This is a genomic window from Micromonospora sp. NPDC005257 (genome assembly GCF_042872445.1).
In the GTDB taxonomy this organism is placed as follows: Bacteria; Actinomycetota; Actinomycetes; order Mycobacteriales; family Micromonosporaceae; genus Micromonospora.
Genome location: NZ_JBIAKL010000011.1, coordinates 76,420 through 102,524, shown reverse-complemented (window position 1 = coordinate 102,524; position 26,105 = coordinate 76,420). Strand labels below are relative to the sequence as shown.

Below are 26,105 nucleotides of genomic sequence, written 5' to 3'. Positions count from 1 at the left end.
CGGCCGGTCAGCGACGCCGGGGACGCTGACGCCATGACCGACGACGCGACGGCCGTGCTGGCCGACGGAATACGAAAACGGTACGGCCGCACGACGGCCCTGGACGGCTTCGACCTGGCCGTGCCGGCCGGCACCGTGTACGGGGTGCTCGGCCCCAACGGGGCGGGCAAGACCACGGCGGTGCGGGTCCTCACCACGCTGCTGCGTTTCGACGCCGGCCGGGCCCGGGTGGCCGGGCACGACGTCGCCGCCGAACCCGACCGGGTGCGGGCCGCGATCAGCCTGACCGGCCAGTACGCGGCGGTCGACGAGGTGCTCAGCGGGCGGCAGAACCTGGTGCTGTTCGGCCGGCTGCGGCGGCTGACCGCCCGGCGGGCCCGGCGCCGCGCCGAGGATCTGCTGGACCGGTTCGGCCTGGCCGAGGCCGCCGACCGGTCGGCCGGCGGCTACTCCGGTGGGATGCGCCGCCGCCTGGACCTGGCGGCGAGCCTGGTGGTGCCGCCGCGGGTGCTGTTCCTCGACGAGCCGACCACCGGCCTGGACCCGCGCAGCCGCAACGGTCTGTGGACGGCGGTGCGGGAACTGGTCGCCGACGGCACCACGGTGCTGCTGACCACCCAGTACCTGCAGGAGGCCGACCACCTCGCCGACCGGGTGTGCGTCATCGACGCCGGCCGGGTCGTGGCCGAGGGCACCCCGGAGCGGCTGAAGGCCCGCATCGGCGCCGACCGGCTGGAACTGGTGGTCCGCGACGCGGCGGACCTGCCGGCGGCGGCAGCCGTCGTGGGACGCGCCACCGGCGCGACCGCGACGGTGGACACCGATCTGCGGCGTGTGGACGCGCCGGTGAGCGACCGGATCACCGTGCTCACCACCGTGCTGCGGGCCCTCGACGACGCCGGGGTGGCGGTGGAGGACGTGCTGGTGCGCCGCCCGACGCTGGACGAGGCGTTCCTGCGCCTCACCGGCGGTCACGCCGACGCGCAGCGGGTGGGGGTGGCGTCGTGAGGGCGCTTGCCGACGGGTGGCTGATGGCCGGACGCAACATGCGGCACGTGGTACGCGCCCCGGAGGAGATCATCCTCTACTTCAGCCTGCCGATCATGTTCGTGCTGGTGTTCGGCTACGTGTTCGGCAGCGGCATGGCCGTGCCGGGCGGCGGCAACTACCGGGAGTTCCTGCTGCCCGGGGTGTTCGTGATGACGATGCTGTACGGCCTCGGCGCGACCGCGTCGGCGATCGCGGTGGACGCCGGCCGGGGCGTGGTGGACCGGTTCCGGTCGCTGCCGATGGCCCGTTCGGCGCTGCTGTCCGGCCGCGCCGGCGCCGACCTGGTACGGGCATGCCTGGAGATGACCACGCTGGTGGTGTGCGGGCTGCTGGTGGGCTGGCACTGGCGCGACGGCGTCGGCCCGGCGCTGGCCGCGGTGGCGCTGATCCTGCTGCTGCGCGTCGCGATGACCTGGGTGGGCATTCTGTTCGGGCTGCTCGTGCCCAACCCGGACACGGTCGCGGTGGTGGTGTTCCCGCTGGCGTTCCCGCTCAGCGCGCTGTCCAACGTGTTCGTGGCGCCGGAGCTGATGCCGGACTGGCTGGGCGCGATCGCCGCCTGGAACCCGCTGTCGGCGACAGTGGCCGCGGCCCGGGACCTGTTCGGCAACCCGGGCCTCGGTGGGGACTCGTGGCCGGCGCGGCACGCGCTGGAACTGGCGATCGTCTGGCCGCTGGCGCTGATCGCGGTGGCCGCGCCGGCGGCGGTGCGCCGCTACCGGCGACTCGGCCGCTGAGCGGGCCGGGCCGCTGACACGGGGGATATCGGGGGGATGAAATCGGGGCGCGGCCGAAGCCGCGCCCCGATGCTCCCAGGCCCTTCCCGGCCGGTGGGGCGAAGACGATCGGCGCCGACCTTCGGACCGACCCGACGTGGACTGGCTGCCCCCGCCTGGCCGTTGTCTACTGGCCGTGCCTCTCACCCTGCCCGTACACCGGTAACCGCGGCCGGTTCGCGCCGCCCCGCCGACCCCCGCCCGCTGGACCTGGCCGCCGCAACCTTCCGGTCGCTCGGCCAGCGGACGAAGGGACGAAGCGAACAACAGCCGCTTCCCGTGGTAGGACTCAAAGACGGTACGGCGCAGACCCCCGCCGCTGTCAACCCACCCCGGCCTGTCGTGTGATGCGACACGGCGTGTCGCGTCGGCGCGTCTCGATCCCGAGCCCGGTTCAGGCGCCCAGGTGGTGCCGCAGCATCGCCGCCGCCGCGCCCGGATGGTCGGCGGCGAGCAGCCCCGCGGCGGCCAGCACGTAGTCCACGTCGACGACCGGGCGGGCCCCCCGCGGCAACGGCCACCCGCCGGCGTGGTCGGTGAGCACCGCGTCGAGCACCGCCGCCGCGTCACCGGGGTCGGCGTGGCGCAGCACCCCACCGGAGCCGACGAGCAGCTTCACCTCCCGCAGGTCCCGCCCGGCCCGCTCCCCCGTCGCCGCGCCCCGCGCGTGCCGCCGCAACGCCACGGTCGCCGCCAGCGCGGCGATACGCCGGTCCACGGCCCGCTCGGCGTCCCCGGCCGGCAGGAACCCCGGATCGGCGGCCCGCACCGCCGCCGCTGCCGCCAGCTCCGGCTCGTCGGCCGCGTCGAGCAGCCGCTCCTCGACCGCGGCGCGCACCACACCGGGCGCGCTCCACCGCATGCCCAGGTCACCCTCGACGGTGCGGGCCCGCCACAGCGTCCCGGCCACCTCCTGGCTCGGGCCGCTGTCACGCTCGTCGGGGGTGAGAACCGAGTACACGTCGGTGGTCGCCCCGCCGACGTCCACCACGGCCAGGTCACCGCCGAGCGTGCCGGCGAGGACCTCCACGCCGGTCAGCACCGCGTCCGGGGTGGCCGCCCGGACCAGCCGCGCGAACCGGGCGCCCCGGGACAGCTTCTTGCCGCCGATGACGTGCCGCAGGAACACCTCCCGGATGGCCGCCCGCGCCGACGCCGGCTCCAGCACCCCGATGCGCGGCAGCACGTTGCCCGCCGCCGTCACCGGCACCCCCGCGCCCGCCAGCAGCGCGTACAGGTCGTCCCGCACCTCGACGTTGCCCGCCAGCACCACCGGCACCCGGAAGCGGGCCTTCGCCAGCCGCGTCGCGTTGTGCGTCACCGTCTCGAAGTCGCCGCCGTCCGTGCCGCCGACGAGCAGCACCACGTCCGGACGGGCCGACCGCAACGCCGCCACGTCCGCGCCGGACAACCGGCCCGCCGCCACGTGCACCACGTTCGCGCCCGCCGACAGACCGACCCGCCGACCCGCCTGAGCGGTCACCAGCGGCTCGTAACCCACCACCGCCAGGCGCAGCCCACCCCCAGCCGACGAACACACGAACCAGGGCGCCTCAGCGACCCCGGCCGACGCGAGGGCCGCGCCGGCCGCGGCGTCCAAGCCGTGCAGCACGTCGGTGCCCACGGTGGTCGGCGCCGACGCCGCCGCGACGAGCCGGCCGCCGTCGAGGTCCACCACCGCCGCCTTCGTGTACGTCGACCCGACGTCGGCGCAGACGACGACGCTCACGCCGGGCTGCCGTTCGTTCACGCCGACGGGGGCACGACCACCGTGCCGGTCGCGGTGACCGCCACGATCGGCTCGTCGAGCACCTCGGCGGCCGACTCGCCCTTGTCCGGGCGGCCCCGGCACACCACAGTCGCCGCGAAGTCGATGGTGCGGCTGCGCGTGCCCACCCGGGTCACCGTCGCCGTCACCTCCAACACGTCACCGGCCTTCATCGGCGCCCGGAACTGCACATCCGCGTACGAGGCGAACAACCCCTCGTCGCCGTCGGTGCGGATGCACACCTCGGTGGCCACGTCACCGAACAACCCCAGCGCGTACGCCCCGTCGACCAGGTTGCCCGCGTAGTGGGCGTGGGAGTACGGCACATAGCGGCGGTGGGTGACGGTCAGACCGACACGCGGATCGCTCATCAGGTGTTCGCCTTCCTGGAGGTGATCAAAGCGTGGACGAGGTAACTGGCGACCTCGCCCGGAGTGGTGCCACGGCCGAAGATCCGATCCACGCCCAGCTCGCCGGTCATCGTCTCGTCGAACCGCGGCCCACCGACGATCAGCAGCGGCCGCTTCCCGGCCGGCATCGCCTCCCGGAACGCCGCCGACATCTCCCGCGTGTTGTGCAGGTGCGCGTCGCGCTGCGTCACCACCTGCGACACCAGCACCGCGTCGGCGCGTTCCCGCCGGGCCGCCTCGACCAGCTCCGGCACGCTCACCTGGGCGCCCAGGTTCGTGACCTTCAGCTCCCGGTAGTACTCCAGGCCCTTCTCCCCGGCGATGCCCTTCACGTTGAGGATCGCGTCGATGCCGACGGTGTGCGCGTCGGTGCCGATGCAGGCACCCACCACCGACAGCTTGCGACGCAGCCGCCGCTTCACCACCGCGTTGACCTCCTTGGCCGACAGCAGCGGATAGTCGCGCTCCACCACCTGCACCTTCGCCAGGTCCACCAGGTGGTTCACCCGCCCGTACACCACGAAGAACGTGAACCCGTCACCGATCGGCTTGGCGTGCACCAGCATCGCCGGGTCCATGCCCATCCTGTTCGCGAGCTGCACCGCCGCGCCCTCACCCCGCTTGTCGTGCGGCACCGGCAACGTGAACGACACCTGCACCATGCCGTCACCGGTGGTGTCCCCGTACGGCCGCACGACCGTCTTCTCGCTCATGAGGGTTGCTCCAGGATCTCCGTGGCCGGGTTGTAGTAGTCCGCCTCGTGCCGCGCCACCCCGTCGAGGCCCTTGCCCCGGTCCGCCGGCCGCTTCATGATCCCGAACGTCCCCTCGGCGATCGCCGTCAGCAACGACTGATCCCCGATGCGCTCCAGCAGGTCCACCGCCTCACCCAGCACCCGGTGCGCCCGCGCCTGGATGAACCCGCCCGGCGCCGGCACGAAGTCCTCGTGCAACCCGCCCGCCGCGCCCAGCACGTACCGCACGTTCTGCAGGGCGATGTCCCGGTCCGACAGCCACGGCGTCACCACCGCCTCGGTCATCATCCCCACCAGCAGGATCCCCTGCCCGGTCATCGTGCCCACCAGATTGAAGAACCCGTCCAGCAGGTTGCCCCGGAACACGTCCCCGGTCATGTGCTTCGTCGGCGGCATCCACTTCAACGGCGCGTCCGGGAACAACTCCCGCGCCAGCAACGCGTGCGCCAGCTCCAACCGGAACGACTCCGGCACATCCGGGTTGATCTCGAACGCGTGCCCCAGCCCCAACTGCCAGTCCGCCAGCCCCGCCTCGTGCGCGAAGAACTCGTTCAGCAACTGCGACACCGTCACCGTGTGCGCCTCGTCCACCGCGTCCGCGGTGGTCAGGTAGTTGTCCTCACCGGTGTTGATGATGATCCCCGCCCGCGCGTGCACCTGCCGCGAGAACCGCTGGTCCACGAACGTGCGGATCGGGTTGATGTCGCGGAACAGGATCCCGTACATCGAGTCGTTGAGCATCATGTCCAGCCGCTCCAGGCCGGCCAGCGTCGCCATCTCCGGCATGCACAGACCCGACGCGTAGTTCGTCAACCGCACGTACCGGCCCAGCTCCTTCGACGACTCGTCCAGCGCCGCCCGCATCAACCGGAAATTCTCCTGCGTCGCGTACGTGCCCGCGAAACCCTCCCGGGTCGCCCCCTCCGGCACGTAGTCCAGCAGCGACTGCCCCGTCGACCGGATCACCGCGATCACGTCCGCGCCGGCCCGCGCCGCCGCCTGCGCCTGCGGAATGTCCTCGTAGATGTCACCGGTCGCCACGATCAGGTAGATCCACGGCCGCCGCTCCGGATCCCCGAACCGCTTGACGAGGCGGTCCCGCTCCGCGCGCCGCCGGTCGATCCGCCGCACCCCCGCGGCGACCGCCTTGCGCGACGCCCGCCGCGCCGCCGTCGCCGCCTTCCCCGACGGCTGCGCGAACCGCACCGACCCGGCCGCCGCCTTCTGCGCCAGCAACGTCACATCGGTGATGCCCTCACGCGCCAGCGCGTCGAACACCGGCGCCGCCACCCCGTGACCCAGCCCCACATCCGCAACCACCGCGTCCACCAGCCGGTTCACCCACGGAATGCCGTCCGGGTCCGCGCCGGTCACCCCCGCCAGCCGCAGCACCGCCCGCTCCACCGACACCGTGGTGTGGCTGCGCGCCAGATCCACCACCGGCTGCCCGGCCCGGCGCGCCAACTCCCGCGCCCGCGCCACCAGCGCCGGATCCAGCCCAAGCTTCCCTGTCACGAAGACCCTTCCTGATAGATCACGTCACCGCGCAACACAGTGGCCCGGCACACCGGCAGGGGCGTCGGATCGTCCGCGCCCCGCAACTCCGGATCCTCGGCCAGCACCACCGGCAACCCCCGCTCCACGCCCGCCGGGGTGTCCCACACCGCGAACGTCGCCGGCGCCCCCAACGCCAGCACACCCTCGTTGTCCAGATGCACCGCCCGCCAGCCGCCGCGCGTGTGCGCCGCGAACGCCGCCCGCACACTCATCCGCTGCGCCGGATTGTGATGCGCCGCCGCCGCCCGCACCGACCCCCACGGATCAACCGGCGTCACCGGCGAATCCGACCCGAACGCCAACGCCACCCCGACACCGTGCATCGCACCCATCGGATTGGACTCCAGCGACCGCGCCAACCCCAGCCGCGACTCGTACATCCGGCCCGCGCCGCCCCACAACCTGTCGAACGCCGGCTGCATCGACGCCACGATCCCGAACTCCACGAACCCGGCGATCAACGCCTTGCTCATGATCTCCGCGTGCTCCACCCGGTGCCGGGCCGCCCGCAACCGGTCCGTGCCCAGCGTCCGCGCCGCCAGCCCGAACCCCGCAAGCACCGTCCCGATCGCCGCGTCCCCGATCGCATGGAACCCGCCCTGCATCCCGTGCGCCGCACAGTCCAGCAGATGATCACGGACCTGCTCCGCCGACACGTACCCGTGCCCGCACGCCCCCGCCTCACCGTCCAGGTACGCCGCCGACACGTGCGCCGTCCGCGACCCCAGCGCCCCGTCGGCGAACAGGTCACCACCCGCGCCCACCGCGCCCAACTCCCGGGCCTTCGCCGCACCCAGCAGCTCACCCCAGTACCCGTACACCTCCGGCACCCCGGCCCCCGACAACGCCAACAGCCCGGTGAAGTCCTCCTCGTCGGAGATGTCCGGACCACCGCACTCGTGCACCGCCGCCACACCCAGCGACGCCGCGTGCTCCAGGGCCCGCCGCTGCGCCGCCACCCGCTGCGCCCGCGTCACCGACCCGAACGCCGCCGCCCGCACCACGTGGTGCGCGTCCCGCCGCAACCACCCCGACGCGTCGTACCCGGCCGCCGACACCACCTGCGGACACGCCGCCAGCGACGCCGCCGACACCAGCGCCGAATGGATCGACGCCTGCGACAGGTACACCCGCCGCCCACCGGCCGCCCGGTCCAGCGCCGCCGCATCCGGCAACGCCGCCTCCACCCAGCCCGACTCGTCCCAGCCGTGCCCCAGCACCACCGCGTCACCCGGCAGACCCGCCGCGAACGCCGACACCGCCGCCAGCAACTCACCCGCCGACCGCACCGCCGACAGATCCAGCCCCGACAACGCCAACCCGGTATCCGTCGCGTGCACGTGCGCGTCCACGAACGCCGGCGTCACCAGCGCACCACCCAACTCCACCACCCGGTCCGCCCGCGGCGCCTCCGCGTCCATACCCAACCAGGCGATCCGCCCGCCGCGCACCAGCAGCGCCGTCGCGCTCGGGTCGGCCGGACAGTGCAGCACTCCGCCGCGATACAGCGTCGAGGGGTTCGTCATGGTGTCAGTCTGCCGAAAGACGCGCCTCGAACAGGCCGCGCACCCCCGGCTCGGCCCGCAACAGGTCCAGCGCCAGCGTCGCGTGCCCCGGCACGTACCCGTTGCCCACAAGCATCGTCACGTCCGCCGCCAGGCCCTCCGCGCCCAGCGCCGCCGCCGCGAAACTCGTCGCCATCGAGAAGAAGATCACCGTACCGCCGTCCGCCGTGGCCAGCACCGCGCCGTGTTCACACCCCGGCACGTCCACGCACACCACAGTCACGTCCGCCGGCACACCCAGCGCCGTCGTCACCGCCGTCGACAACCCCACCGGATCCCGTGCGTCAGCCAGCGCCACCGCGTCGGCCAGCCCGGCCGCCGTCAGCGCCTCCCGCTCCGCCTCCACCGGAACCACCCCGACGGTACGGACGGCGCCCGCCCGCCGCGCCGCCGCCAGCGACAACGACCCGCTCTTGCCGGCACCACCGATCACCGCCACCGACACCGGACGCGGATCACCCTCACGGGAACGTCGCGCCACCTGCTCGGCCACCACCCGCGCCGTCAACGCCGGCGCCCCGCACACGTCCAGCACCGCCAGGGACAACTCCGGGTGCAGGTCCGGCGGCAGCACCGCCGCGATCGACCGGGCGAACAGGATCGCGTACCCGTCGCACGGCACCTGCTCGCTGCGCCCGTCCCACCGGGCCAGCCCGTCGGTGATCGTCAGCGGCGTCAACGTCAGCGACACGAGCGTCGCCACCCGGTCACCCGCCCGCAGCCCCAGCGGCGACCGGCGCCCCGCCTCCTCGACAGTGCCGATCAGCATCCCGCCGGAACCGGTCACCGGGTTCTGCATCTTGCCCCGGGTCGACACGATCTCCAGCACCTCGGCGCGGACCTTGTCCCCGTCACCGCCGTGCTTCTCCGCCAGCTGCCGGAAACTCGCCGCGTCCAGGTTCAGCCGCTCGACCCGGATCCGCACCTCGTTCGCCCCGATTCGCGGGTCGGGGTCCAGTCGCCAGGCCGCCTGCGGCAGCACCCCCGCCGGTTCCACGACTCGGTGCAGACCCACCGGTGACGTCACGCCGACCCCCTATGTTCAGCCGCCCGAACCCCTGGCCAGGGCTCGCGTCGCGGGAAAACTTCCGGCAGACTAATTTCTTCACCGCAGATTTTCCAGTAGCCTACGCATCCGTTGATCAACCCGCACGCAGACGAGGAGGGGCCGTGACCCAGACCCAACCGGTGGAGAGCATCCCGACGCCCCGCCCCGCGCCGGTCGCCGTCCCGACCGCCGGACAGCCCTACGAATACCGCCGCGCGCCCCTCGTCGAACCCGACTGGACCCGCTTCCCCGGCTGGCGCCACATCACCCGCGACCAGTGGGAGAGCGCCCAGTGGCAGCGGGTCAACTGCGTCAAGAACATCAAGCAGCTCCGCGCCGTCCTCGGCGACACCGTCGACGAGACGTTCTACGCCGACCTGGAGGCCGACCAGAAGGCCCTGGCCACCATGTCCATGCTCGTGCCGCCACAGATGCTCAACACCATGGTGCCGCATCAGCCGATGAGCACCGAGGCGCTGCTCGCCGACCCGATCCGCCGCTACATGATCCCGGTCGCCTCCGACCGGCGCACCGACTGGCCCTCGCACCCGTACGCCAGCCGCGACAGCCTCCACGAGCACGACATGTGGGTCGCCGAAGGGCTCACCCACCGCTACCCCACCAAGGTCCTCGCCGAACTGCTCTCCACCTGCCCGCAGTACTGCGGGCACTGCACCCGCATGGACCTCGTCGGCAACTCCACCCCCGCCGTCGACAAGCTCAAGCTCACCCTGAAGCCGGTCGACCGCTACGACGCCCACATCACCTACCTCAAGGCCCACCCCGGCGTACGCGACGTGGTCGTCTCCGGCGGCGACGTCGCCAACGTGCCGTGGCGCAACCTCGAGTCGTACCTGATGCGCCTGCTGGAGATCGAGACGATCCGCGACATCCGGCTCGCCACCAAGGCCCTCATGGGCCTGCCCCAGCACTGGCTGCAGCCCGACGTGGTCGAGGGCCTCGAACGGGTCGCCCGCACCGCCGCCCGCCGCGGCGTCAACCTGGCCATCCACACTCACGTCAACCACGCCCAGTCGCTGACCCCGCTGGTCGCCAAGGCCGCACAGACCGCGCTCGACGTCGGCGTACGCGACGTGCGCAACCAGGGCGTGCTCATGCGCGGCGTCAACGCCACCAACGCCGACCTGCTCGACCTGTGCTTCGCGCTGCAGGGCGAGGCGGGCATCCTGCCGTACTACTTCTACATGTGCGACATGATCCCCAACGCCGAGCACTGGCGTGTCCCGGTCTGGCACGCCCAGCAGCTCCAGCACGACATCATGGGCTACCTGCCCGGCTACGCCACCCCACGGATCGTCTGCGACGTGCCGTTCGTCGGCAAGCGCTGGGTGCACATGCTCACCGACTACGACCGCGAGCGCGGCATCTCCTACTGGACCAAGAACTACCGCACCTCGATCGAGTCGGCGGACCTGGAGGCGCTGAACAAGCGGTACGCCTACTACGACCCGATCGACACGCTGCCGGAGGCCGGCCAGGCCTGGTGGCGCGCGCACCGCGACGACTGATCCCACGCACCCGACGGCGGGCCACCTCGCGATGAGGTGGCCCGCCGTTCGCGTACTCACTTGGTGAAGGCGTCCTTGACGTCGCGGCCGGCCTGCTTGGCGTGCTCCCCGGCCTGCCGGGCCCGCGCCGTGCTCTGCTCGGAGGCGCCGTCGGCCCGCAACCGCTCGTTGTCGGTCACGTCGCCGATGCGCTCCTTGGCCAGGCCGCTGATCTCCTGAGCCTTGTTCTTGGCCTTGTCGGTGAAGCTCATGTCGCTCTCCGATCGTCCGGCTGAGCCTTGCCCTTGCCGCGTTCCCGGTATCTGTCGTTCCGAACGCCGTGTGGTGTCCCACATCGCGTACGGCATCCTAGGACAATAGGTTGAAGAGGTCGGCGTACCGGCGACGTGATTGACTGGGCCGGTGAACGAGATCCTGCTGATCCGGCACGGTGAGACTGCCTGGAGCGCCGCCCACCGGCACACCTCGTACACGGATCTCGAACTGACCCCCGACGGCGAGCGGCAGGCTGCCGCGCTGGCTCCCCTGCTCGCCGGCCGGCGCTTCGCCCGGGTGCTGTCCAGCCCTCGGCGGCGCGCCACCCGCACCGCCGAGCTGGCCGGGCTCACCGTGGACGCGATCGAACCCGACCTGGCCGAGTGGAACTACGGCGAGTACGAGGGCCGCACCACCGCGGACATCCAGCGGGAGCGGCCGGACTGGTCGATCTGGACCGACGGCGGCCCCGGTGGGGAGTCACCGCACCAGGTGGGCGACCGCCTTGACCGGGTACTGGGTCGGGTGACAGCGCTGCTGGAGCAGGGCGACGTCGCGCTGGTCGGACACGGGCACAGCCTGCGGGTGCTGGGCGCGCGCTGGATCGGGCTGCCGCCCTCGGCCGGCGCGCTGCTGCGGCTGGACACCGCGACGCTCAGCGTGCTCGGTCACGAGCACGGCCGGCGGGTGGTCAGACGGTGGAACCTGCCGGCTCCGACGCCGGCCGGGGACGCCCCCGGCCGGACAGCTCGCCACTGATCTTCGGCGGCCGGTTCTCGTACGGCGTGGACAGCACCACTGTCGTCCGCGTGGTGACGTTCGCGGAGGTGCGGATCTCCTGCAGCACCCGTTCCAGGTCGGCCGGGCTGGCCACCCGCACCAGCAGGAGGTAGAAGTCCTCCCCCGCCACCGAGTAGCACGAGTCGATCTCGGACAGGTGCGCCAGCCGCTCCGGCGCGTCGTCCGGCTGCGACGGGTCGAACGGCCGGATCGCCACGAACGCGGTCAGCGGCAGATCCAGCGCCTCGAACGACACCCGCGCGGCGTACCCCTTGATCACCCCGCGCTGCTCCAACCGGCGGACCCGCTGGTGCGCGGCCGACACCGACAGGCCCACCCGCTCGGCCAGGTCCGTGTACGACAGCCGACCGTCCCCGGTCAGCGCGGCGACGATGGCACGGTCGATCTCCTCCACGCGCTGCACCCTAGCCGGAAAAGCGCTCCCACGCCGCACCCGGCCCGCCGCGGTGGTCCTCAGCGCGCCGTCCGGTCACGCACCGCGTCCGCGGCGTAGTTCAGCACCTCCGCCATGTCCTCCTCGTCCAGGAACGGCAGGTCGGTGAGGATGTCTGTGACGGACATGCCGTCGGCCATCATGGCCAGCAGGGTGGCCACGGGGACGCGCGACTGCCGCACGCAGGGCGCACCCCCCATGACGTCGGGGTCCACGGTGATCCGGGGGAAGGTCACCGCGACAGGCTAGCCCTTCGCCAGCGCGCGGGAGATGACCAGCCGCTGGATCTGGTTGGTGCCCTCGACGATCTGCAGCACCTTGGCCTCGCGCATGCACCGCTCGACCGGGTGGTCGGCGACGTACCCGGCGCCGCCGAGCACCTGCACCGCGTCGGTGGTCACCCGCATCGCCACGTCGGTGGCGAACAGCTTCGCCTTCGCCGCCTCGATCGAGTACGGGCGGCCGGCGTCGCGCAGCCGCGCGGCGGCGAGCGTGAGCGCCCGGGCCGCGGAGATCTGGGTGGCGGCGTCGGCCAGGTTGAACCCGAGCCCCTGGAAGTCGATGATCGCGCGGCCGAACTGACGGCGCTCCCGGGCGTACCCGACCGCGTAGTCCAGCGCGCCCTGGGCCAGGCCCACCGCGCACGCGGCGATGCCCAGGCGACCCGAGTCCAGCGCGGACATGGCGATGGCGAACCCGGCGCCCTCGCCGCCGATCAGCCGCTCCGCCGGCACCCGGGCGTCGTCGAAGGCGATCTGCGCGATCGGCGAGGCGTGCAGGCCCATGGTGCGCTCGGCGGCCTGCGGGTGGATGCCCGGCGTGGACCGGTCGGCCAGGAGGCAGGAGATGCCCTTCGGGCCGGGACCGCCGGTGCGGCAGAAGATGTTGTAGAAGTCGGCGACCCGGGCGTGCGTGATCCACGCCTTGGTGCCGGTCACCACGTACGCGTCGCCGTCGCGCACCGCCCGCGTGGTCAGCGACGCGGCGTCCGAGCCACCTTGCGGCTCGGAGAGGCAGTACGCCCCGAGCAGCTCCCCACCGATCATGTCGGGCAGCAGTTTGCGCTGCTCGTCGGTGCCGAACTGGGCCAGCGGATAGCAGGACAGCGTGTGCACGCTGACCGCCTCGGCCACGGCGAGCCACCGGCTGGCGAGGATCTCCAGCACCTGGAGGTACACCTCGTACGGCTGGTCGGCGCCGCCGTGCTCCTCGGCGTACGGCAAACCGAGCAGGCCGGCCCGGCCCAGAGTGCGCAGCACCTCCCGGGGGAACTCGCCGCGGGACTCGAAACCGGCGGCTGCCGGGGCCAGCTCGCGGTCGGCGAGTTCGGTGGCGAGGTCCAGCAGGTCGTGGGCCTCGTCGGTGGGCAGGATCCGGTCGACGTTCATAGCGCGGTGAGCTCCGTGGGGTGGGTGAGCCGGTGCGGCGTCCGGGGTACGGACACGTTCAGCTTAACGTTCGTTCGGGTAGGGAAGGGAGCGCCTCCGCGCACGCCCCGTGGTCGCCACGTGACCGCACCGTCAGAATGGTGCGTGCTCGGCCGTCATCGATCGGAGGACGCCGATGGATGACGCCGCCGGTGTCGGAGACCGGACAGTCTACGTGAGACGGTCTCCACCACTGCGATCATGGACGTCCATCGCCGCCGCCCGTCGCCGTGCCGTCGCGGCCCCGCCGGTCGGCCCTGTTCCCCCACCGCGTGACGAACCGGATGACACATGACGCAGCTTCCGTCTCCCGGCGCCGACCCCCGGCGCCGCATCGAGGAGGAACTGGTCGAGCTGCTGTCCGGGATGCGCCTGCTCCAGGAGGCCGACAGCCGCCAGCAGCTGGTCGTCCGGCTGCGCGAGCGGCTGTCCGACCAGGGCCTCAACGACCATCGCAACCCCCGCGCGCAGAGCGAGGAGATCGTCCGCGTCTGCCGGGCCGACCTGGGCGCCCTGGTCGACGTCGTCGCCCTCTTCGGGCCGGCCGCGGCCCAGCTCGACCGGCTGCGCCGACTGCACCACGAGACCGACGTGGTGGAGCTGCTGACCCCCGCGGACTGGACCGAGCTGCGTCCGGCGCTGTCCACGCACCGCCCGGACTCGCTCGGCTGGCTCTACCAGCGGGCCACCGACCACACGACCGCCACACCCCCGTCGTGGTGCGTCAGCGCCTGGGACGTCTTCGTCTACCTGACCGGACAGAACGCGCCCGCGCGCGGGCTGCCCCCGAACATGCTCTTCCTGGTCCTGCTGGAGCACGACGTGGACACCGCCACGGCCCGCGCTATCCGCGACCGCAACCAGCGGCAGGCCAGCCTGCTGGGTCTGACCGGGGACCTGGACCTGCGGCGGGCCCGGGTCAACGCCGGCGACCAGACCCCCGAGCCGTACGTCTACCTGGTGATCCAGGTCGAGCCGGACCTCGCCCCCGGCAGCACCGTCTACACCGTCTCCCACTACCGGCAGTGGCAGGGCGCGCAGGGCTGGCACTCCCGCCGCCACGGCCAGCTCACCGACGTCGCGTACGCGGACCTGGAGGCGACGGTGGAGCGGATCGTCCACCAGATGGAGATCGAGTGGTCGGACCGGCGGGCCGACGTCGCCGTCGAGCTGGTCCTGCCGGTGGAGCTGCTCAACGAGGACGTCGCCTGGTGGCGTAAGGAGGCGGCCAGCGCCCACCTGGAGCAGAAGGTGCTGGCGATGGACTACCCGGTGGTCGTCCGCAGTCTCGACCGGCTGCGCCAGCCCGAGTGGCACCGGGCGTGGCGGCGCCGCTGGGAACACCTCCAGGCCGAGCCGGCGCACAGCCGCCTCTTCCGCAGCCGGCCCGACGGCACGGCGTACTTCACCCGGCTGGAGGCCGAGCTGACCGCCGACCTGAGCTGGTCGACGCTGCTGCTCAGCTCCGCGCCGGCGACGGCGCCGGAGAACCGGTTCGGCTTCAAGGAAGTGATGACCGCCCTGCGGGCGGGTCTGCCGGTGATCGTCTGGCACCGCACCCGCCCGTCCGACACGGAGTTCTGGGAGGAGATCCGGGACATGACCGCCGACGGACGCATCGCGCGCCTCCCGGTGCACGCCCGGCGGGCGCGGCTGGACGCGCTCGCCCTGGAACCGCACACCGAGCGGCACAACGGCCGCCACCTGGTGCTGCTCTGGGACGATCCGGACCGCACCCCGGAGCTGAACCGGCCGGACGACCGGCTGGGGTGGCCGGCATGAGCGCGCCGGGGAACGCCGGCTGGCGCGTCTACCGGGGCACCGGGGAGCCGATCGACCCGGCCGAGCGGGACCGGCGCTGGCCGGCGCCGCCGCGCTGGCGTGCCTTCGACGGCGGGCCGGACGAGCCGCCGGCACCCGCCGAGGATCCGGACCGGGAGCGTCGGCTCGGCCCGGTCACGACCCGCCACCCGGACCCCGGCGAGGTGGACCTGGTCAACGCGGCGCTGTTGCTCCGCCGCCCGCTGCTGGTCACCGGCCGGGCCGGCTCCGGCCGGTCCAGCCTGGCCTACCGGATCGCCCGGGAGCTGGGCCTCGGCCGGGTGCTGCACTGGCCGGTCAGCACGCACGACACGGTCCGCGCGGGCCTCTGGCAGCACGACCCGCTCGGGCGGGTGCGCGCGGGGCAGAGCCCCGGCCGGTCCGTCGGGGAGGAACTCGGCGAGCACCTCAGTCTCGGGCCTCTGGGCACCGCGCTGCTGCCCTACCGCATCCCCCGGGTGCTGCTCATCGACGAACTGGACCAGAGCGACATCGACCTTCCCCAGCAACTGCGTACCGTGTTCGACGACGGCGGCTTCGCCATTCCCGAGCTGGTCCGGGCGGCGCCGCGCAGCCCCGAGGTGACGGTGCACACGGCCGACCCGGGCGGCCGGGCCACGGTGCGCGGCGGCCGGATCCGGTGCCACGAGTTCCCGCTGGTGGTGATGACCTGCACCGAGGACCGGGCGTTCCCGCCGGCGTTTTTGCGCCACTGCCTGCGGCTGCGGATGGCCGACCCGGACGAGGCGACCCTGCTGGGGATGGTGGACGCCCACTTCGCCGGGCGTCCACCGGCCGCCGCCGGGCTGGTGCGGGCGTTCCTGGACCGGCAACGCGATCCGGACGCGCCCACACTGGACCAGCTCCTCGACGCGGTGCAGCTCGCCACCGCCGAGGGGGGCGAGGCCGACTGGGACCGCCTCGCCGAGGTGCTGTGGCGTGGCGGGCCGACGGCGGACCCGGAATGACGGTGCCGGCCCGGCTCGCCGTCGGCCCGGCCGGTCCCGGCACGGCCTCCGGCGAGGAGAACCTCGCCGAGGTGCTGCGTCCCTTCCGGCGGCTGGTCTCGCCGCGGGAACTGATCGTGTACGACGAGGAGGCCACCGCCGCCCAGGCCGAGGCCGGCCTGGTCCGGCCCGTGCTGCGGCGGGCCGCCCGGGCTCGCTGGGACGCGGTGCTCGTGGTGGACGACCACCCGTCGATGACGGTCTGGTCGGCCCGGGTGCGGACCTTCGTCACGCTGCTGCGCCGGCACGTGGCCTTCCACGACGTACGCGTGTGCCGCCTCTCCACCGGCGGGACCGGCCCCGAGGAGGTGGTGCTGCGCCACGGTCGCCACGGCCCGGCCGTGCCCGCGGGGACGGGACTGCCGACGGTACGGCGGCACCGGATCGTCCTGGTGCTCTCCGACGGGGCCGCCCCGGCCTGGCGGAGCGGCGCGGCGCTGCCGCACCTGCGGGCGTGGGCGCAACGCCACCCGGTGGCCGTCGTGCACCTGCTGCCGCAGCAGATGTGGCACCGGGGCGGCCTCGCCGCGCAGCGTCTGGGCCTGCGGGCGCCCCGGGCCGGGGTGCCGAACGCCCGCCTGTGGTGGCGGCAGCCGGACCCGCTCCGGGCGCTGCCCGACCTGGGCCGTCCGGCGGATCCCGACGCCATCCCGGTGCCGGTGGTGGAGCTGCGGACCCGCTGGCTGGCCGCCTGGGTGGACCTGATCGCGGGCCGCCATCCGCGCTGGGTCGACCTGCCGGCCGTGCTGGCGTACGCCCGGACGCCGCAACCGCCCGAACGGCGTGCGCCGCAGCGGTGGGATCCGGCGGCGGCGGTACGCGAGTTCGTCTCCTGGGCGTCACCGACGGCGCTGCGGCTGGCCACCGGCCTGGCCGCGGCGCCGCTGGAGCCGGCGGTGATCGCGGTGGTCCGCGACGAGGTGGTGCGGGAGGCCGGCGACGTGCACCTCGCCGAGGTGTTCACCGGCCCGCTGGTCGAGCCGCGACCGGGACGGGCGGGCGTCGGCTTCCGCCCCGGCGTCCGGGAGGAGCTGCTGGCGAACGGCCGCCGGGCCGACACGGCACGGGTCTGGCGGGCCCTCGCGGCGCGGCTCGGCCCGGACCGGCCGGAGCTGGCGGCGTGGGGCCGGGTGCTGTCCGACCCGGACGGCACGCCGCTGGACCCGGCGGGTTCCGTCGCCCGGATCGAGATGGCGGTGCTGCGCGCGTTGTCCGGTCGCTATCTGGGGCGGGCCCGGCGGCTGCGCGAGGCGATCGAGCCGGACACGCCGGGCGAACGCGACGTCCGCGACACTCCCGCATCGCGGGGCACGAATGTCATCATGGCGGTAGGCGAAGATGCCGACGTCCCCCGTAGCGTCCCCGCTGAAGGAGCCGGTTTGTCGTCGACCCCAGTGGACGCCACCACCCCGAGCCGGACCCCCGCCGTCTGGGGCAACGTCCCGCCACGTAACCCGAACTTCACCGGCCGCGCCGACCTGCTCGCCCTGCTGCACCGGCAGATACAGGGCGGCACCACGGCGGTGCTGCCGCACGCGCTGCACGGCATGGGCGGGGTGGGCAAGTCGCATCTCGCCGTCGAGTACGTCTACCAGCATCAGGGCGAGTACGACCTGATCTGGTGGATCCCCGCCGAGCGCGCCACCCAGATCGGCGCCTCGCTCGTCGAGCTGGCCCACCGGATGAACCTGACCGCCGGGCCGGACGTGGGCAGCGCCCGCCTCGCTGTGCAGGAGGCGCTGCGGCTCGGCCGGCCCCACCCGCGCTGGTTGCTGATCTTCGACAACGCGGAGAGCCCCGAGGTGCTCCTGCCGTACCTGCCCATCGGCGGCTCCGGCAGCATCATGATCACCTCGCGCAACCCGCAGTGGGCCACCATGGCGCGCACGCTCGAGGTGAACGTCTTCACCCGCACCGAGAGCGTCGAGCTGCTCCGCCGGCGCGGCCCGGAACTCACCGACGAACAGGCCGACCAGCTCGCCGAGGCGCTCGGCGACCTGCCGCTGGCCCTGGAACAGGCCGCCGCCTGGCGTGCCGAGACCGGCATGCCGGCCGAGGAGTACCTGCGGCTGTTCGAGGAGAAGCGGGTCGAGCTGCTCGAACAGGCACCCCCGATGGACTACCAGCTCCCGGTGGCCGCCGCGTGGAACGTCTCGCTGGACCGGCTGGTGGTCGCCAACCCGGCCGCGTTCCGCCTGCTGCAGGTGTGTTCCTTCCTCGCCCCGGAGCCCATCCCCCGCACGCTGTTCAGCGGCGCGCAGAACGCCGACATCCACCCCGACCTCAACGGCGCGCTGCGCGACCCGATGCGGCTCGGCCGGGCGATCCGCGACATCAACAGGTACGCGCTGGCCCGTGTCATCCACCGCACCAACTCGATCCAGATGCACCGGCTGATCCAGGCGGTGCTCCTTGACCGGATGAACGACGCCGAACGTGACGCCATGCGCGCCAGCGCCCACCGGCTGCTCGCCACCGGCGACCGCAACGACCCGGACACGCCCGGCAACTGGCCCAGCTACGCCGACCTGTACCCGCACGTGCTGGTCTCCGGCGCGGTCGAGTCCGCCCAGGGCTGGGTGCATCAGCTCGTCTACAACGAGGCCCGCTACCTCTACTGGTGGGGCGACATGGAGGCGTCGCTGGAGCTGTCCCGGCACGCCTACCAGACCTGGCGGGAGCGGCTCGGCGAGACCGACCCGATGACGCTCCAAGTCGGTCAGTGGCTCGGTTTCATGCTCTACCGGCTCGGCCGGCACTCCGAGGCCGCCGACCTGAACACCCGGATCCTGCGGGCCCACGAGAGCGCCGCCGCCGAGGACACCGAGGAGCTGTTGAGCGCCCTCGGCGCGGTCGCCGCCGACCTGCGGGTCGCCGGCGACTTCACCCAGGCCCTCCGGATCGACGAGGACGTCTACCGGCGGCACGTGGCGCTGCTCGGCGAGGACGACCCGAGCACGCTCAACGCCGCCCACAACCTCGCCGTCAGCCTGCGTCTCACCGGTGACATGCGGCGGGCCTTCGCGGTCGACCAGGCCACCTACGCGCACCGGGTGCTGCTGTTCGGCGAGGACCACGCGCAGACGCTGGAATCCCTGCTGAACCTCATCATCGACCGGCGGGAACTGGGCGAGTACCTGCCCGCACGGGCCGAGATGCAGAACGTGGTGGACCGGCTGCCGCTGGTCTGGGGCAGCGCCCAGACGCAGACGCTGCTGGCCCGCCGCCGGCTGGCCTCCGCGGTGCGCAAGGCCGGCGACCACGTCGCCGCCCGCGCCCTCTCCCAGGAGGTACGCGACGGCTTCGCCGCCCGATACGGCGAGGCCCACCCGGACACGCTGCTCGCCGCGTTCGGTCTCGCCGTCGACCTGCGCGCCACCGGCGAACTGGACGCCGCGGCGCAACTCAGCGAGGAGATCGGCGAGCACTACCGGCAACTGTTCGGCGACGAGCACCCGTACACGGTGGCGGCCCGGGCGAACGCGGCGATCGTGCACCGGCTGCGTGGCGACGCGGCGCGGGCGCGGGCGATGAACGAGGCGGGTCTGGCGGTGCTCACCCGCCGGCTGGGCGGGGATCATCCGCTGGCCCTGGCCGCGTCCATCAACCTCGGCAACGACCTCTTCGTGCTCGGGGAGCACCAGGCCGCGTACGAGCTGGACCGGGCGACAGTGGAGCGGGCGCGGGAGGTGTTCGGGCCGGAGCACCCGACCACGCTGATCGCGCTGGGCAACCTGGCGATGGACCTGATCGCGCTGGGCCGGAACGCGGAGGGGCGGGCGCTGCTCGACGAGACCGGCCCGACGTTCCACCGGACCCTCGGCGACACGCACCCGGCGACCCGAGCCGGTCTGGACCCGACGGTCCGCGGCGACTGCGACCTGGACCCGATGCCGTTGTAGCCGGGGTCCACGGTGGCGGTCGGTCACCGCCACCGTGGACCGTGGTGTCAAGCCGCGGAGGGCCCCACCCAGGCCGCCAGGTCCACCGGATCGACAGGCGCCCCGGCGCGGAGCAGACGGTGCACGGCCCGGACCAGCTCGGGCCGGCTCCGCAGCGCCTCGGCCGCCGGGGAGAGGCCCAGCGCGGCTGTGGTCAGCCCCAGCCCGGCCCACGCCGACGGGCTGGCCGAGCCGGCCGCCAGCTCCGCGAGGTAGAGCTCATGCGCCTGCCCGACGTCACCGGCGGCGTAGGCGAGGTCGGCCGCGGACGCGCCGGTGACCTGCTCGCCGACGCTCGACGGGTCCTTGCGCAACCGCGCGAAGCCCTCCGCGTCGGTGAGCCGCCACAGCAACAGCACCGCGCGGGTGTCGAGCCGGCGCGCTCCGGCGTCCGCCTCGACCGGCGGCTCCGGGTAGTCGCCGTCCGGACGGGCGTCACCGGCCTCCCGGGCCGCCGCGAACGCCTGCGCCACCGCCGGGTCGGGGCGCCGATGGTGCAGCCGCCACTGTGCCCGGTGGTCGTCCACAGCGGCGTCGGCCGCGGCGAGCACCTCCGCCGGCACCGGCTCGGGCCACCAGGTCGCGGCGGTGTCGGCCAGGCCGTCCAGCAGGCGCCGGCCGACGTCGGTCAGCTCGGGCCGGGCCCGCAGCGCCGCCAGGGTCGTGGTGACCTGCCGCCGCCACCTGGCGAACTCGAAGTGCGCCACGGTCCGCGCCGCACCGCCGGCCACCGGACGGTACGCCCGCCAGAACTCGGTGATCCCGACGAAGGCGTACACGCCCTGGAGGAGACCGCCCAGCGGGCGCGGGTCGTCCCGCCACGGCGCGTACAGCCGGTGCGGCGGCTCGGCGGTCAGCAGCGGGGTCAGGTGCAGCAGGCCGCCGAGCTTGATGTGCTGGAACTCGTGGACCAGCGTGACCGCGAGTTCCGGCGCGTCCTCCGGCTCGGAGATGAGCATGCTGCCGAACGCGTCCCCGGCCGACGCGCTCATGGTGCGGAACCGCTCCGCCGGGCGTTGCGGCACCACCGAGAACAGGCCACGGGCGATGGGCGCCGCACGCTCCGGGCACACCCGGACGAGCAGTTCCCACGCCTGGGTGAGCAGCGTCCGCCAGCGGTCGATCGCCGCGACCGTGTCCAGGTCCGGCGGGGTCGGGCTGCGCAGGTTCCGGTACGGGTCGAGAAAGTCCAGCCCGACCGTCAGCGCCTGCCCTCCGGCCTCGGCCCGGACGGTGGGCAGCGCGAACCAGCCGTCCGTGCCGCCGCCCGCACCGTCGAACCTGACCCGGTGTCCGTCCAGCGAGACTGTCGCCCCGCCGTCGGCGGCGGCGACCTCGGCCACCGTCCACCGCTGCCCGGCCGGCAGCACGGCGCCACCGAGCGTCGGCAGCGCGGCGAACCCGTCGCGCACCGGCACCCGCAGCGTGAACGACGGCAGGCCCGCGCGTACGCCGGCCGCGGCCGCGAGCGCGTGCAGATATCCGAGGTCGACCCAGAGTGGACCCTCGGCGGTGACCGTGGAGCCGCGCAGCCGGCGCAGGACGTAACCGGCCCAGGTGCCGACGTGCGGATGCGCGAGCAGCCGGTCGACCACGGCCGGGGCGTGGCGTTGCGCGGCGACCAGCAGCGCCCAGGCGTCGGCCACCGGTGGCAGCGGGCCCGCCGCCTCCGGTGTCTCGGCCACCGCGTCCAGCACGGCGCGCAGTTGCAGGAGCCGCCAACTGTGCTCGGCGGTCAGGAGCTCGTCGACGGTGCCGGCGTCGCCGCCGCCCGCCGCCAGGGCCCCGAAGTGGTGGCGGCCGAGCCGGTGCCGCACCGGCTCGTCCAACGGCAGCGTGACGGTCATGCGTCCTCCACCCGGACGGCCGAAATCAGTCGAGTCGTTGCGGATTGTAACCACTGGTGATGCTCTCGGGATCGTCGACACGGCGCAGCAGCCGGCCCATGACCGGACCGAGAATCTCCTGGTCAAGCTCAGGAAGGCGATCCAACGAGACCGCTCCAAGATCGACTAACTCCGAGTCGACATCGATTGCGTACGGTTGATTCACGGGGAGTCATTATCCATATTGGCGGCCCTCGACAGCGCCCGGCTTGCCGAATCGCCACAACGTGGCGCGACGGCTTTCGGACCGTCCTCGGCGAGCGGCACGGTGCTAGCGTGACGCTGTGGCCACAACCACTGTGGTGTTCGTCCACGGCTTCCTCTCCTCGGACGAGGTGTGGTCGGCCTGCCGCGACCTGATCCGCCGCGATCCCGCGCTCGCCGACGTGGAGACACACGCCTTCCGCTACGCCACATCGTTGCTGTCCCTGCACCCGCTGCGGCAGGTGCCGACGTTCGACGAGGTGGCCGACAGCCTGCGCACGTTCCTGCGCCACGATCTCGCCGACCGTCCCCGGTTGGCGTTGGTCACGCACAGCCAGGGCGGTCTGGTCGCGCAGCGGGCCCTGGCCCGGATGCTCACCGACGACGACCCCGACCTGGCCCGCATCCGCCTCCTGCTCATGTACGCCTGCCCGACGGCGGGTTCCGACCTCGGCCTGCCGGCCCGCCGGGCGTTGCTGCGCGCCAACCCGCAGGAACGACAGCTACGGCCGCTCAACGCCGCGGTGCTCGACGCCCAACGCGCCGTGCTGCACCGGCTCGTGCACGTGCCCGAGCCGTCGATGCGGGTGCTGGCGTTCGCGGGCGAGAGCGACGGCGTGGTGTCGGCGGCGTCCGCCCGCAGCGTCTTCCCGGACGCCGGTGTGCTGCCCGGCGACCACTTCGGCATCGTCCGGCCCGACTCACCGCAGCACCGGTCCTATGTCGTCCTCCGACAGGCGCTGCTGCACCTGGCCGCCCAGGAGGACCGGCCGCGGGCGAACATCGTTCCCGCGCCCCGCAACGACGGCGAACTGGTGGATCTGCTTCTCGAGGTGCCCGGGATGGCCGACCCGGCGTTCCGCGCGCTCGCGTACGCGCGGTTGCCGCCGCGCGTACGCGAGCAGTTGTCCCGGCCCGGGCCGGTCCGGCAGGAACTGCTCGCGGCGCTCGACACGCTGCGCGACTACCGGCACCTCGCCGCCGGCCGGGCGTTCGCCGACGCCCTGGCGGCCCTGGTGCCGGAGCATCCCGTCGTGGCCGAGGTGCGGGAGCGGCTGGTGGCCCTCGACGTGGGCTGACCCGCGCCGGCCGTCCGGTCCGCCTCGATCTTGGTCATGCCGGACGCCCGGAGCAGCTCGCCGATCACTGTTCCCGGGCCCTTGCGGCGGCGAGGGATCATGGAGTGGTGATCCGCTTTCTGCTGAACCTGCTGTGGCTCGTCTTCGGTGGGGGTTTCGTCCTGGCCCTGGGCTACGGCGTGGCCGCCCTGATCTGCTTCCTCCTGGTTGTCACCATCCCGTTCGGCGTCGCCTCGCTACGGCTCGCCCTGTACTCGCTGTGGCCGTTCGGCCGCACGATCGTGCCCAGGCCCGGCGCCGGTCTCCCCTCCGGTCTGGCCAACGTGCTCTGGGTGGTGCTGGCCGGCTGGTGGCTGGCCCTGTCGCACATCCTCGCCGGCGTCGCGCTCTGCGTGACGATCATCGGCATCCCGTTCGGGGTGGCCAACTTCAAGCTGGTCCCGGCCGCGCTGTGGCCGCTCGGCCAGGAGGTCGTCGAAACCCCGTAACCACTTCCCGATCCCGGCGACGCCGGCTGAGGGCCGGGTGGGCATGCTCGGCCGGTGCCACGGCCCGGTCAGTGGAACGTCATAGGTGTCAAACACGGGCGGAGACACTCATGACGTTCCACTCACGTGGCACCCCTCCCGCGCGAAGTGGGACACCTCCCCAAGGCGTCCTAGGAGGATGGGGTGATTGCCTCGGGAATGCGAACAGGGCTCGCCGGAGCGGTGCGCTGGCTAACGTCGGAGGGGTGCGCGACAGGGTGATCGAGGCGCTCAGGGCGGACCCGGCGATGACCGGGCTGCGCCGCTCGCTGGACTTCTACCACGGCGACCCGGCGCGCGACGCCGCCCTGGACGCGTTCTACGCCCCGCTGGTCCGCGCCGGTGACCTGGTCTTCGACGTCGGCGCCCACGTGGGTGACCGGCTGGGCAGCTTCCGCCGCCTCGGCGCGACAGTGGTGGCCGTGGAGCCGCAGCCGCTGTGCGCCCGGGTGCTGCGCGAGATGCACGCGGGCGACGACGCGGTGACAGTGGTCGAGGCGGCGTGCGGGCGTACCGCCGGAGCGGTGCGGTTGCACGTGAACTCGACCAACCCGACCGTCTCCACCGCCTCCCCCGGGTTCGTGCGCGCCGCCGACGGGGCGCCCGGCTGGGCGGGCGAGACCTGGGACCGGCAGATCGAGGTGCCGGGAACAACGCTGGACGCGCTCGTGGCCGCGTACGGCGCGCCGGCGTTCGTCAAGATCGACGTGGAGGGCTTCGAGGACGCCGTGCTGGCCGGGCTGAGCCGGCCGGTTCCGGCGTTGTCGTTCGAGTTCACCACCATCGCCCGGGCGACCGCGGCACGCTGCCTGGACCGGCTCACCGCGCTCGGCTTCACCGGCTTCACGGTGGCGCTCGGCGACGAGATGACGTTCGGGCTGCCGGGCTGGCGGCCGGCCGCCGAGGTGGCGGCGCACCTGGACGCGCTGCCGGACGAGGCCAACTCCGGCGACGTGTACGCGCGCCCCTGAACGTCCAGTTCGGACGGCCGGCGACGCATCGACCCTGCTCATCACCGTGATCGACAGGCCCGCTGCCCGGGCGCTTTTTTCACAGCTCAAAATTAGCAATACATCGTTACCCGTCTGTGATTGACGTGACCTGCGCCACTTGGGTTGACTGCCACCGGAACCGCTTCCGCAACCGGTTCCGAAACACCCCGCACATCCCTGCGACCCGGGAGCGTCACGTGCCGATCACCATCGCCGACGTCGCCACCCGCGCCGGGGTGAGCAAGACGACGGTGTCCCGGGTGCTCAACGGCAAGGGCGAGGTGCACACGCGCACCGCCGACCGGGTCCGCGCCGTGATCAGCGACCTCGGGTACGTGCCGAGCGCCCGCGCCGTCGGTCTGGCCCGGGGGCGTACCCGGGTGGTCGGCATGCTGGTGCCGGCGCTGACCTGGCCCTGGATGGGCGAGGTGCTGCAGGGCGCGGCCGACGTGGTCGAGGCCGCCGGCTACGGCATGCTGCTGTTCACCTGCACCCACGGCGACGAGTCGATGCGCCGGTTCGCCTCCCAGGTCTCGGCCAAGTCGTTCGACGGCCTGCTGGTGGTCGAACCCGAGGGCACGCTGGACTACATCACCGGGCTGCACCGCCGCGGCCTGCCGGTCATCCTCATCGACGACCGGGGCCACCAGCCGGGCTTCCCGTCGGTGCGGACCACGAACGAGGCGGGCGCCCGGGCCGCCGCCGCACACCTGCTGACGCTCGGCCGGCGGCGTCCGCTGGTGGTCACCGGCCTGCGCCGGTTCGGCTGCACCCGGGAGCGGCTCGCCGGGTTCGCCGGCGCCTACGCCGACGCGGGCGTGCCGATCGAGCCGGACCGGGTGGTGGAGGGCGACTTCACCTTCGAGTGCGGGCGCGCGGCGGTGCGGCGGCTGCTCGCCGACGGCGTACCGTTCGACGCCGTCTTCGCCCACAACGACCTGGCGGCCGCCGGGGCGTTGCAGGCGCTGCGCGACGCCGGACGGCGCGTCCCGCAGGACGTGGCGGTGGTCGGCTTCGACGACCTGCCGCTGGCCGGGCACACCCACCCGCCGCTGAGCTCCGTGCGCCAACCCCTGCGGGAGATGGGTACGGCCGCCGCGCGCCTGCTCATCGATCACCTCGCCGGCACCTCGCTGCCGGACACCCCGACCGTCATCCCCACCGGCTTCACCGCCCGCGACTCGACGGGCGTCCACGTCACCTGACCCATCCCGCCGTACCCGGCGACCATGCCGGCGGGCCCGCCCGCCGGTGGCACCACCGCACACCCCTCCA

The 26,105-nt window shown here is 73.4% G+C and carries 23 protein-coding genes; 11 read left to right on the top strand and 12 right to left on the bottom strand.

Annotation, left to right across the window (positions count from 1 at the left end; genetic code table 11):
- Window positions 1–33 precede the first annotated feature (33 nt).
- Both ACFYO8_RS23155 and ACFYO8_RS23150 read left to right on the top strand, forming a co-directional pair.
- The gene (locus ACFYO8_RS23155; RefSeq protein WP_387257516.1) at window positions 34–1,008 is read left to right on the top strand and encodes an ATP-binding cassette domain-containing protein; all 975 of its coding nucleotides are present in this window, start codon (window positions 34–36) and stop codon (window positions 1,006–1,008) included.
- Window positions 1,005–1,787 (top strand): ABC transporter permease, encoded by a 783-nt coding sequence (locus ACFYO8_RS23150; RefSeq protein WP_387257514.1) that lies wholly within the window; start codon window positions 1,005–1,007, stop codon window positions 1,785–1,787. Before ACFYO8_RS23155 ends, ACFYO8_RS23150 begins: the two co-directional genes overlap by 4 nt.
- Window positions 1,788–2,220: 433 nt before the next feature.
- Here the strand turns inward: ACFYO8_RS23150 and ACFYO8_RS23145 are convergent, their stop codons facing one another.
- From ACFYO8_RS23145 to ACFYO8_RS23120, 6 genes are read right to left on the bottom strand one after another with little or no spacing between them, the layout of a single operon-like run.
- Window positions 2,221–3,555 carry a glutamate mutase L gene (locus ACFYO8_RS23145; protein ID WP_354869811.1) on the bottom strand — a complete coding sequence of 445 codons (1,335 nt, stop codon included), beginning with the start codon at window positions 3,553–3,555 and terminating at the stop codon, window positions 2,221–2,223.
- Between the two features lie 17 nt (window positions 3,556–3,572).
- Window positions 3,573–3,965, bottom strand: coding sequence for a hotdog domain-containing protein (locus ACFYO8_RS23140; protein ID WP_116505685.1), 393 nt, complete (start codon window positions 3,963–3,965; stop codon window positions 3,573–3,575).
- Window positions 3,965–4,717: an OAM dimerization domain-containing protein gene (locus ACFYO8_RS23135; RefSeq protein ID WP_355097244.1), complete on the bottom strand. Its 753-nt coding sequence runs from the start codon at window positions 4,715–4,717 to the stop codon at window positions 3,965–3,967. Before ACFYO8_RS23135 ends, ACFYO8_RS23140 begins: the two co-directional genes overlap by 1 nt.
- A complete protein-coding gene (locus ACFYO8_RS23130; protein ID WP_387257513.1) occupies window positions 4,714–6,273 on the bottom strand; it encodes a lysine 5,6-aminomutase subunit alpha in 1,560 nt (519 codons plus the stop codon). Before ACFYO8_RS23130 ends, ACFYO8_RS23135 begins: the two co-directional genes overlap by 4 nt.
- The gene (locus tag ACFYO8_RS23125; RefSeq protein WP_387257512.1) at window positions 6,270–7,841 is read right to left on the bottom strand and encodes an amidohydrolase; all 1,572 of its coding nucleotides are present in this window, start codon (window positions 7,839–7,841) and stop codon (window positions 6,270–6,272) included. The genes ACFYO8_RS23130 and ACFYO8_RS23125 overlap by 4 nt, the downstream gene beginning before the upstream one ends.
- A gap of 4 nt (window positions 7,842–7,845) precedes the next feature.
- Window positions 7,846–8,895 carry a zinc-binding alcohol dehydrogenase gene (locus ACFYO8_RS23120; RefSeq protein WP_354869813.1) on the bottom strand — a complete coding sequence of 350 codons (1,050 nt, stop codon included), beginning with the start codon at window positions 8,893–8,895 and terminating at the stop codon, window positions 7,846–7,848.
- A gap of 155 nt (window positions 8,896–9,050) precedes the next feature.
- Here ACFYO8_RS23120 and ACFYO8_RS23115 point away from each other — a divergent pair, with 155 nt between their 5' ends.
- Window positions 9,051–10,457: a lysine 2,3-aminomutase gene (locus tag ACFYO8_RS23115; RefSeq protein ID WP_354869516.1), complete on the top strand. Its 1,407-nt coding sequence runs from the start codon at window positions 9,051–9,053 to the stop codon at window positions 10,455–10,457.
- A 56-nt stretch (window positions 10,458–10,513) separates the two neighbouring features.
- Here the strand turns inward: ACFYO8_RS23115 and ACFYO8_RS23110 are convergent, their stop codons facing one another.
- Entirely contained in the window at window positions 10,514–10,708 is a 195-nt protein-coding gene (locus ACFYO8_RS23110; protein WP_354869518.1) for a CsbD family protein, read from the bottom strand.
- Window positions 10,709–10,859: 151 nt separating this feature from the next.
- On the opposite strand from ACFYO8_RS23110, the gene ACFYO8_RS23105 reads away from it, so the two are divergent.
- Entirely contained in the window at window positions 10,860–11,471 is a 612-nt protein-coding gene (locus tag ACFYO8_RS23105; protein WP_354869520.1) for a histidine phosphatase family protein, read from the top strand.
- Here ACFYO8_RS23105 and ACFYO8_RS23100 read toward each other — a convergent pair.
- From ACFYO8_RS23100 to ACFYO8_RS23090, 3 genes are read right to left on the bottom strand one after another with little or no spacing between them, the layout of a single operon-like run.
- Window positions 11,404–11,907, bottom strand: a complete 504-nt coding sequence (locus ACFYO8_RS23100; RefSeq protein WP_354869522.1) for an Lrp/AsnC family transcriptional regulator — start codon at window positions 11,905–11,907, stop codon at window positions 11,404–11,406. The genes ACFYO8_RS23105 and ACFYO8_RS23100 overlap by 68 nt on opposite strands.
- Window positions 11,908–11,966: 59 nt before the next feature.
- Window positions 11,967–12,182: a DUF433 domain-containing protein gene (locus ACFYO8_RS23095; RefSeq protein WP_354869524.1), complete on the bottom strand. Its 216-nt coding sequence runs from the start codon at window positions 12,180–12,182 to the stop codon at window positions 11,967–11,969.
- A 9-nt stretch (window positions 12,183–12,191) separates the two neighbouring features.
- Window positions 12,192–13,334, bottom strand: coding sequence for an acyl-CoA dehydrogenase family protein (locus ACFYO8_RS23090; RefSeq protein ID WP_355095564.1), 1,143 nt, complete (start codon window positions 13,332–13,334; stop codon window positions 12,192–12,194).
- A 330-nt stretch (window positions 13,335–13,664) separates the two neighbouring features.
- Between ACFYO8_RS23090 and ACFYO8_RS23085 the strand changes: the two genes are divergently transcribed.
- Genes ACFYO8_RS23085 through fxsT form a run of 3 tightly spaced genes read left to right on the top strand, consistent with a single transcriptional unit; the run spans window position 13,665 to window position 20,103 of the window.
- Window positions 13,665–15,155 carry a hypothetical protein gene (locus tag ACFYO8_RS23085; RefSeq protein ID WP_354869528.1) on the top strand — a complete coding sequence of 497 codons (1,491 nt, stop codon included), beginning with the start codon at window positions 13,665–13,667 and terminating at the stop codon, window positions 15,153–15,155.
- Window positions 15,152–16,162, top strand: coding sequence for an ATP-binding protein (locus ACFYO8_RS23080; protein WP_354869530.1), 1,011 nt, complete (start codon window positions 15,152–15,154; stop codon window positions 16,160–16,162). The genes ACFYO8_RS23085 and ACFYO8_RS23080 overlap by 4 nt, the downstream gene beginning before the upstream one ends.
- A complete protein-coding gene (gene fxsT / locus ACFYO8_RS23075; RefSeq protein ID WP_357710862.1) occupies window positions 16,159–20,103 on the top strand; it encodes an FxSxx-COOH system tetratricopeptide repeat protein in 3,945 nt (1,314 codons plus the stop codon). Before ACFYO8_RS23080 ends, fxsT begins: the two co-directional genes overlap by 4 nt.
- A gap of 47 nt (window positions 20,104–20,150) precedes the next feature.
- Here the strand turns inward: fxsT and ACFYO8_RS23070 are convergent, their stop codons facing one another.
- Window positions 20,151–21,989, bottom strand: coding sequence for an HEXXH motif domain-containing protein (locus ACFYO8_RS23070; protein WP_357710865.1), 1,839 nt, complete (start codon window positions 21,987–21,989; stop codon window positions 20,151–20,153).
- A 25-nt stretch (window positions 21,990–22,014) separates the two neighbouring features.
- Window positions 22,015–22,194: a hypothetical protein gene (locus tag ACFYO8_RS23065; RefSeq protein ID WP_354869538.1), complete on the bottom strand. Its 180-nt coding sequence runs from the start codon at window positions 22,192–22,194 to the stop codon at window positions 22,015–22,017.
- 118 nt (window positions 22,195–22,312) lie between these two features.
- Here ACFYO8_RS23065 and ACFYO8_RS23060 point away from each other — a divergent pair, with 118 nt between their 5' ends.
- The 4 genes from ACFYO8_RS23060 (at window position 22,313) to ACFYO8_RS23045 (ending at window position 26,035) form a co-directional block, all read left to right on the top strand.
- On the top strand, window positions 22,313–23,311 hold the full coding sequence (locus ACFYO8_RS23060) for a hypothetical protein (RefSeq protein ID WP_357710868.1): 999 nt from the start codon (window positions 22,313–22,315) through the stop codon (window positions 23,309–23,311).
- Window positions 23,312–23,418: 107 nt separating this feature from the next.
- Complete coding sequence (locus ACFYO8_RS23055) at window positions 23,419–23,799, top strand: YccF domain-containing protein (RefSeq protein WP_354869542.1); 381 nt, start codon at window positions 23,419–23,421, stop codon at window positions 23,797–23,799.
- A 287-nt stretch (window positions 23,800–24,086) separates the two neighbouring features.
- On the top strand, window positions 24,087–24,809 hold the full coding sequence (locus ACFYO8_RS23050; protein WP_357710935.1) for an FkbM family methyltransferase: 723 nt from the start codon (window positions 24,087–24,089) through the stop codon (window positions 24,807–24,809).
- Window positions 24,810–25,027: 218 nt separating this feature from the next.
- The gene (locus ACFYO8_RS23045; RefSeq protein WP_357710871.1) at window positions 25,028–26,035 is read left to right on the top strand and encodes a LacI family DNA-binding transcriptional regulator; all 1,008 of its coding nucleotides are present in this window, start codon (window positions 25,028–25,030) and stop codon (window positions 26,033–26,035) included.
- The last annotated feature ends 70 nt before the right edge of the window (window positions 26,036–26,105 follow it).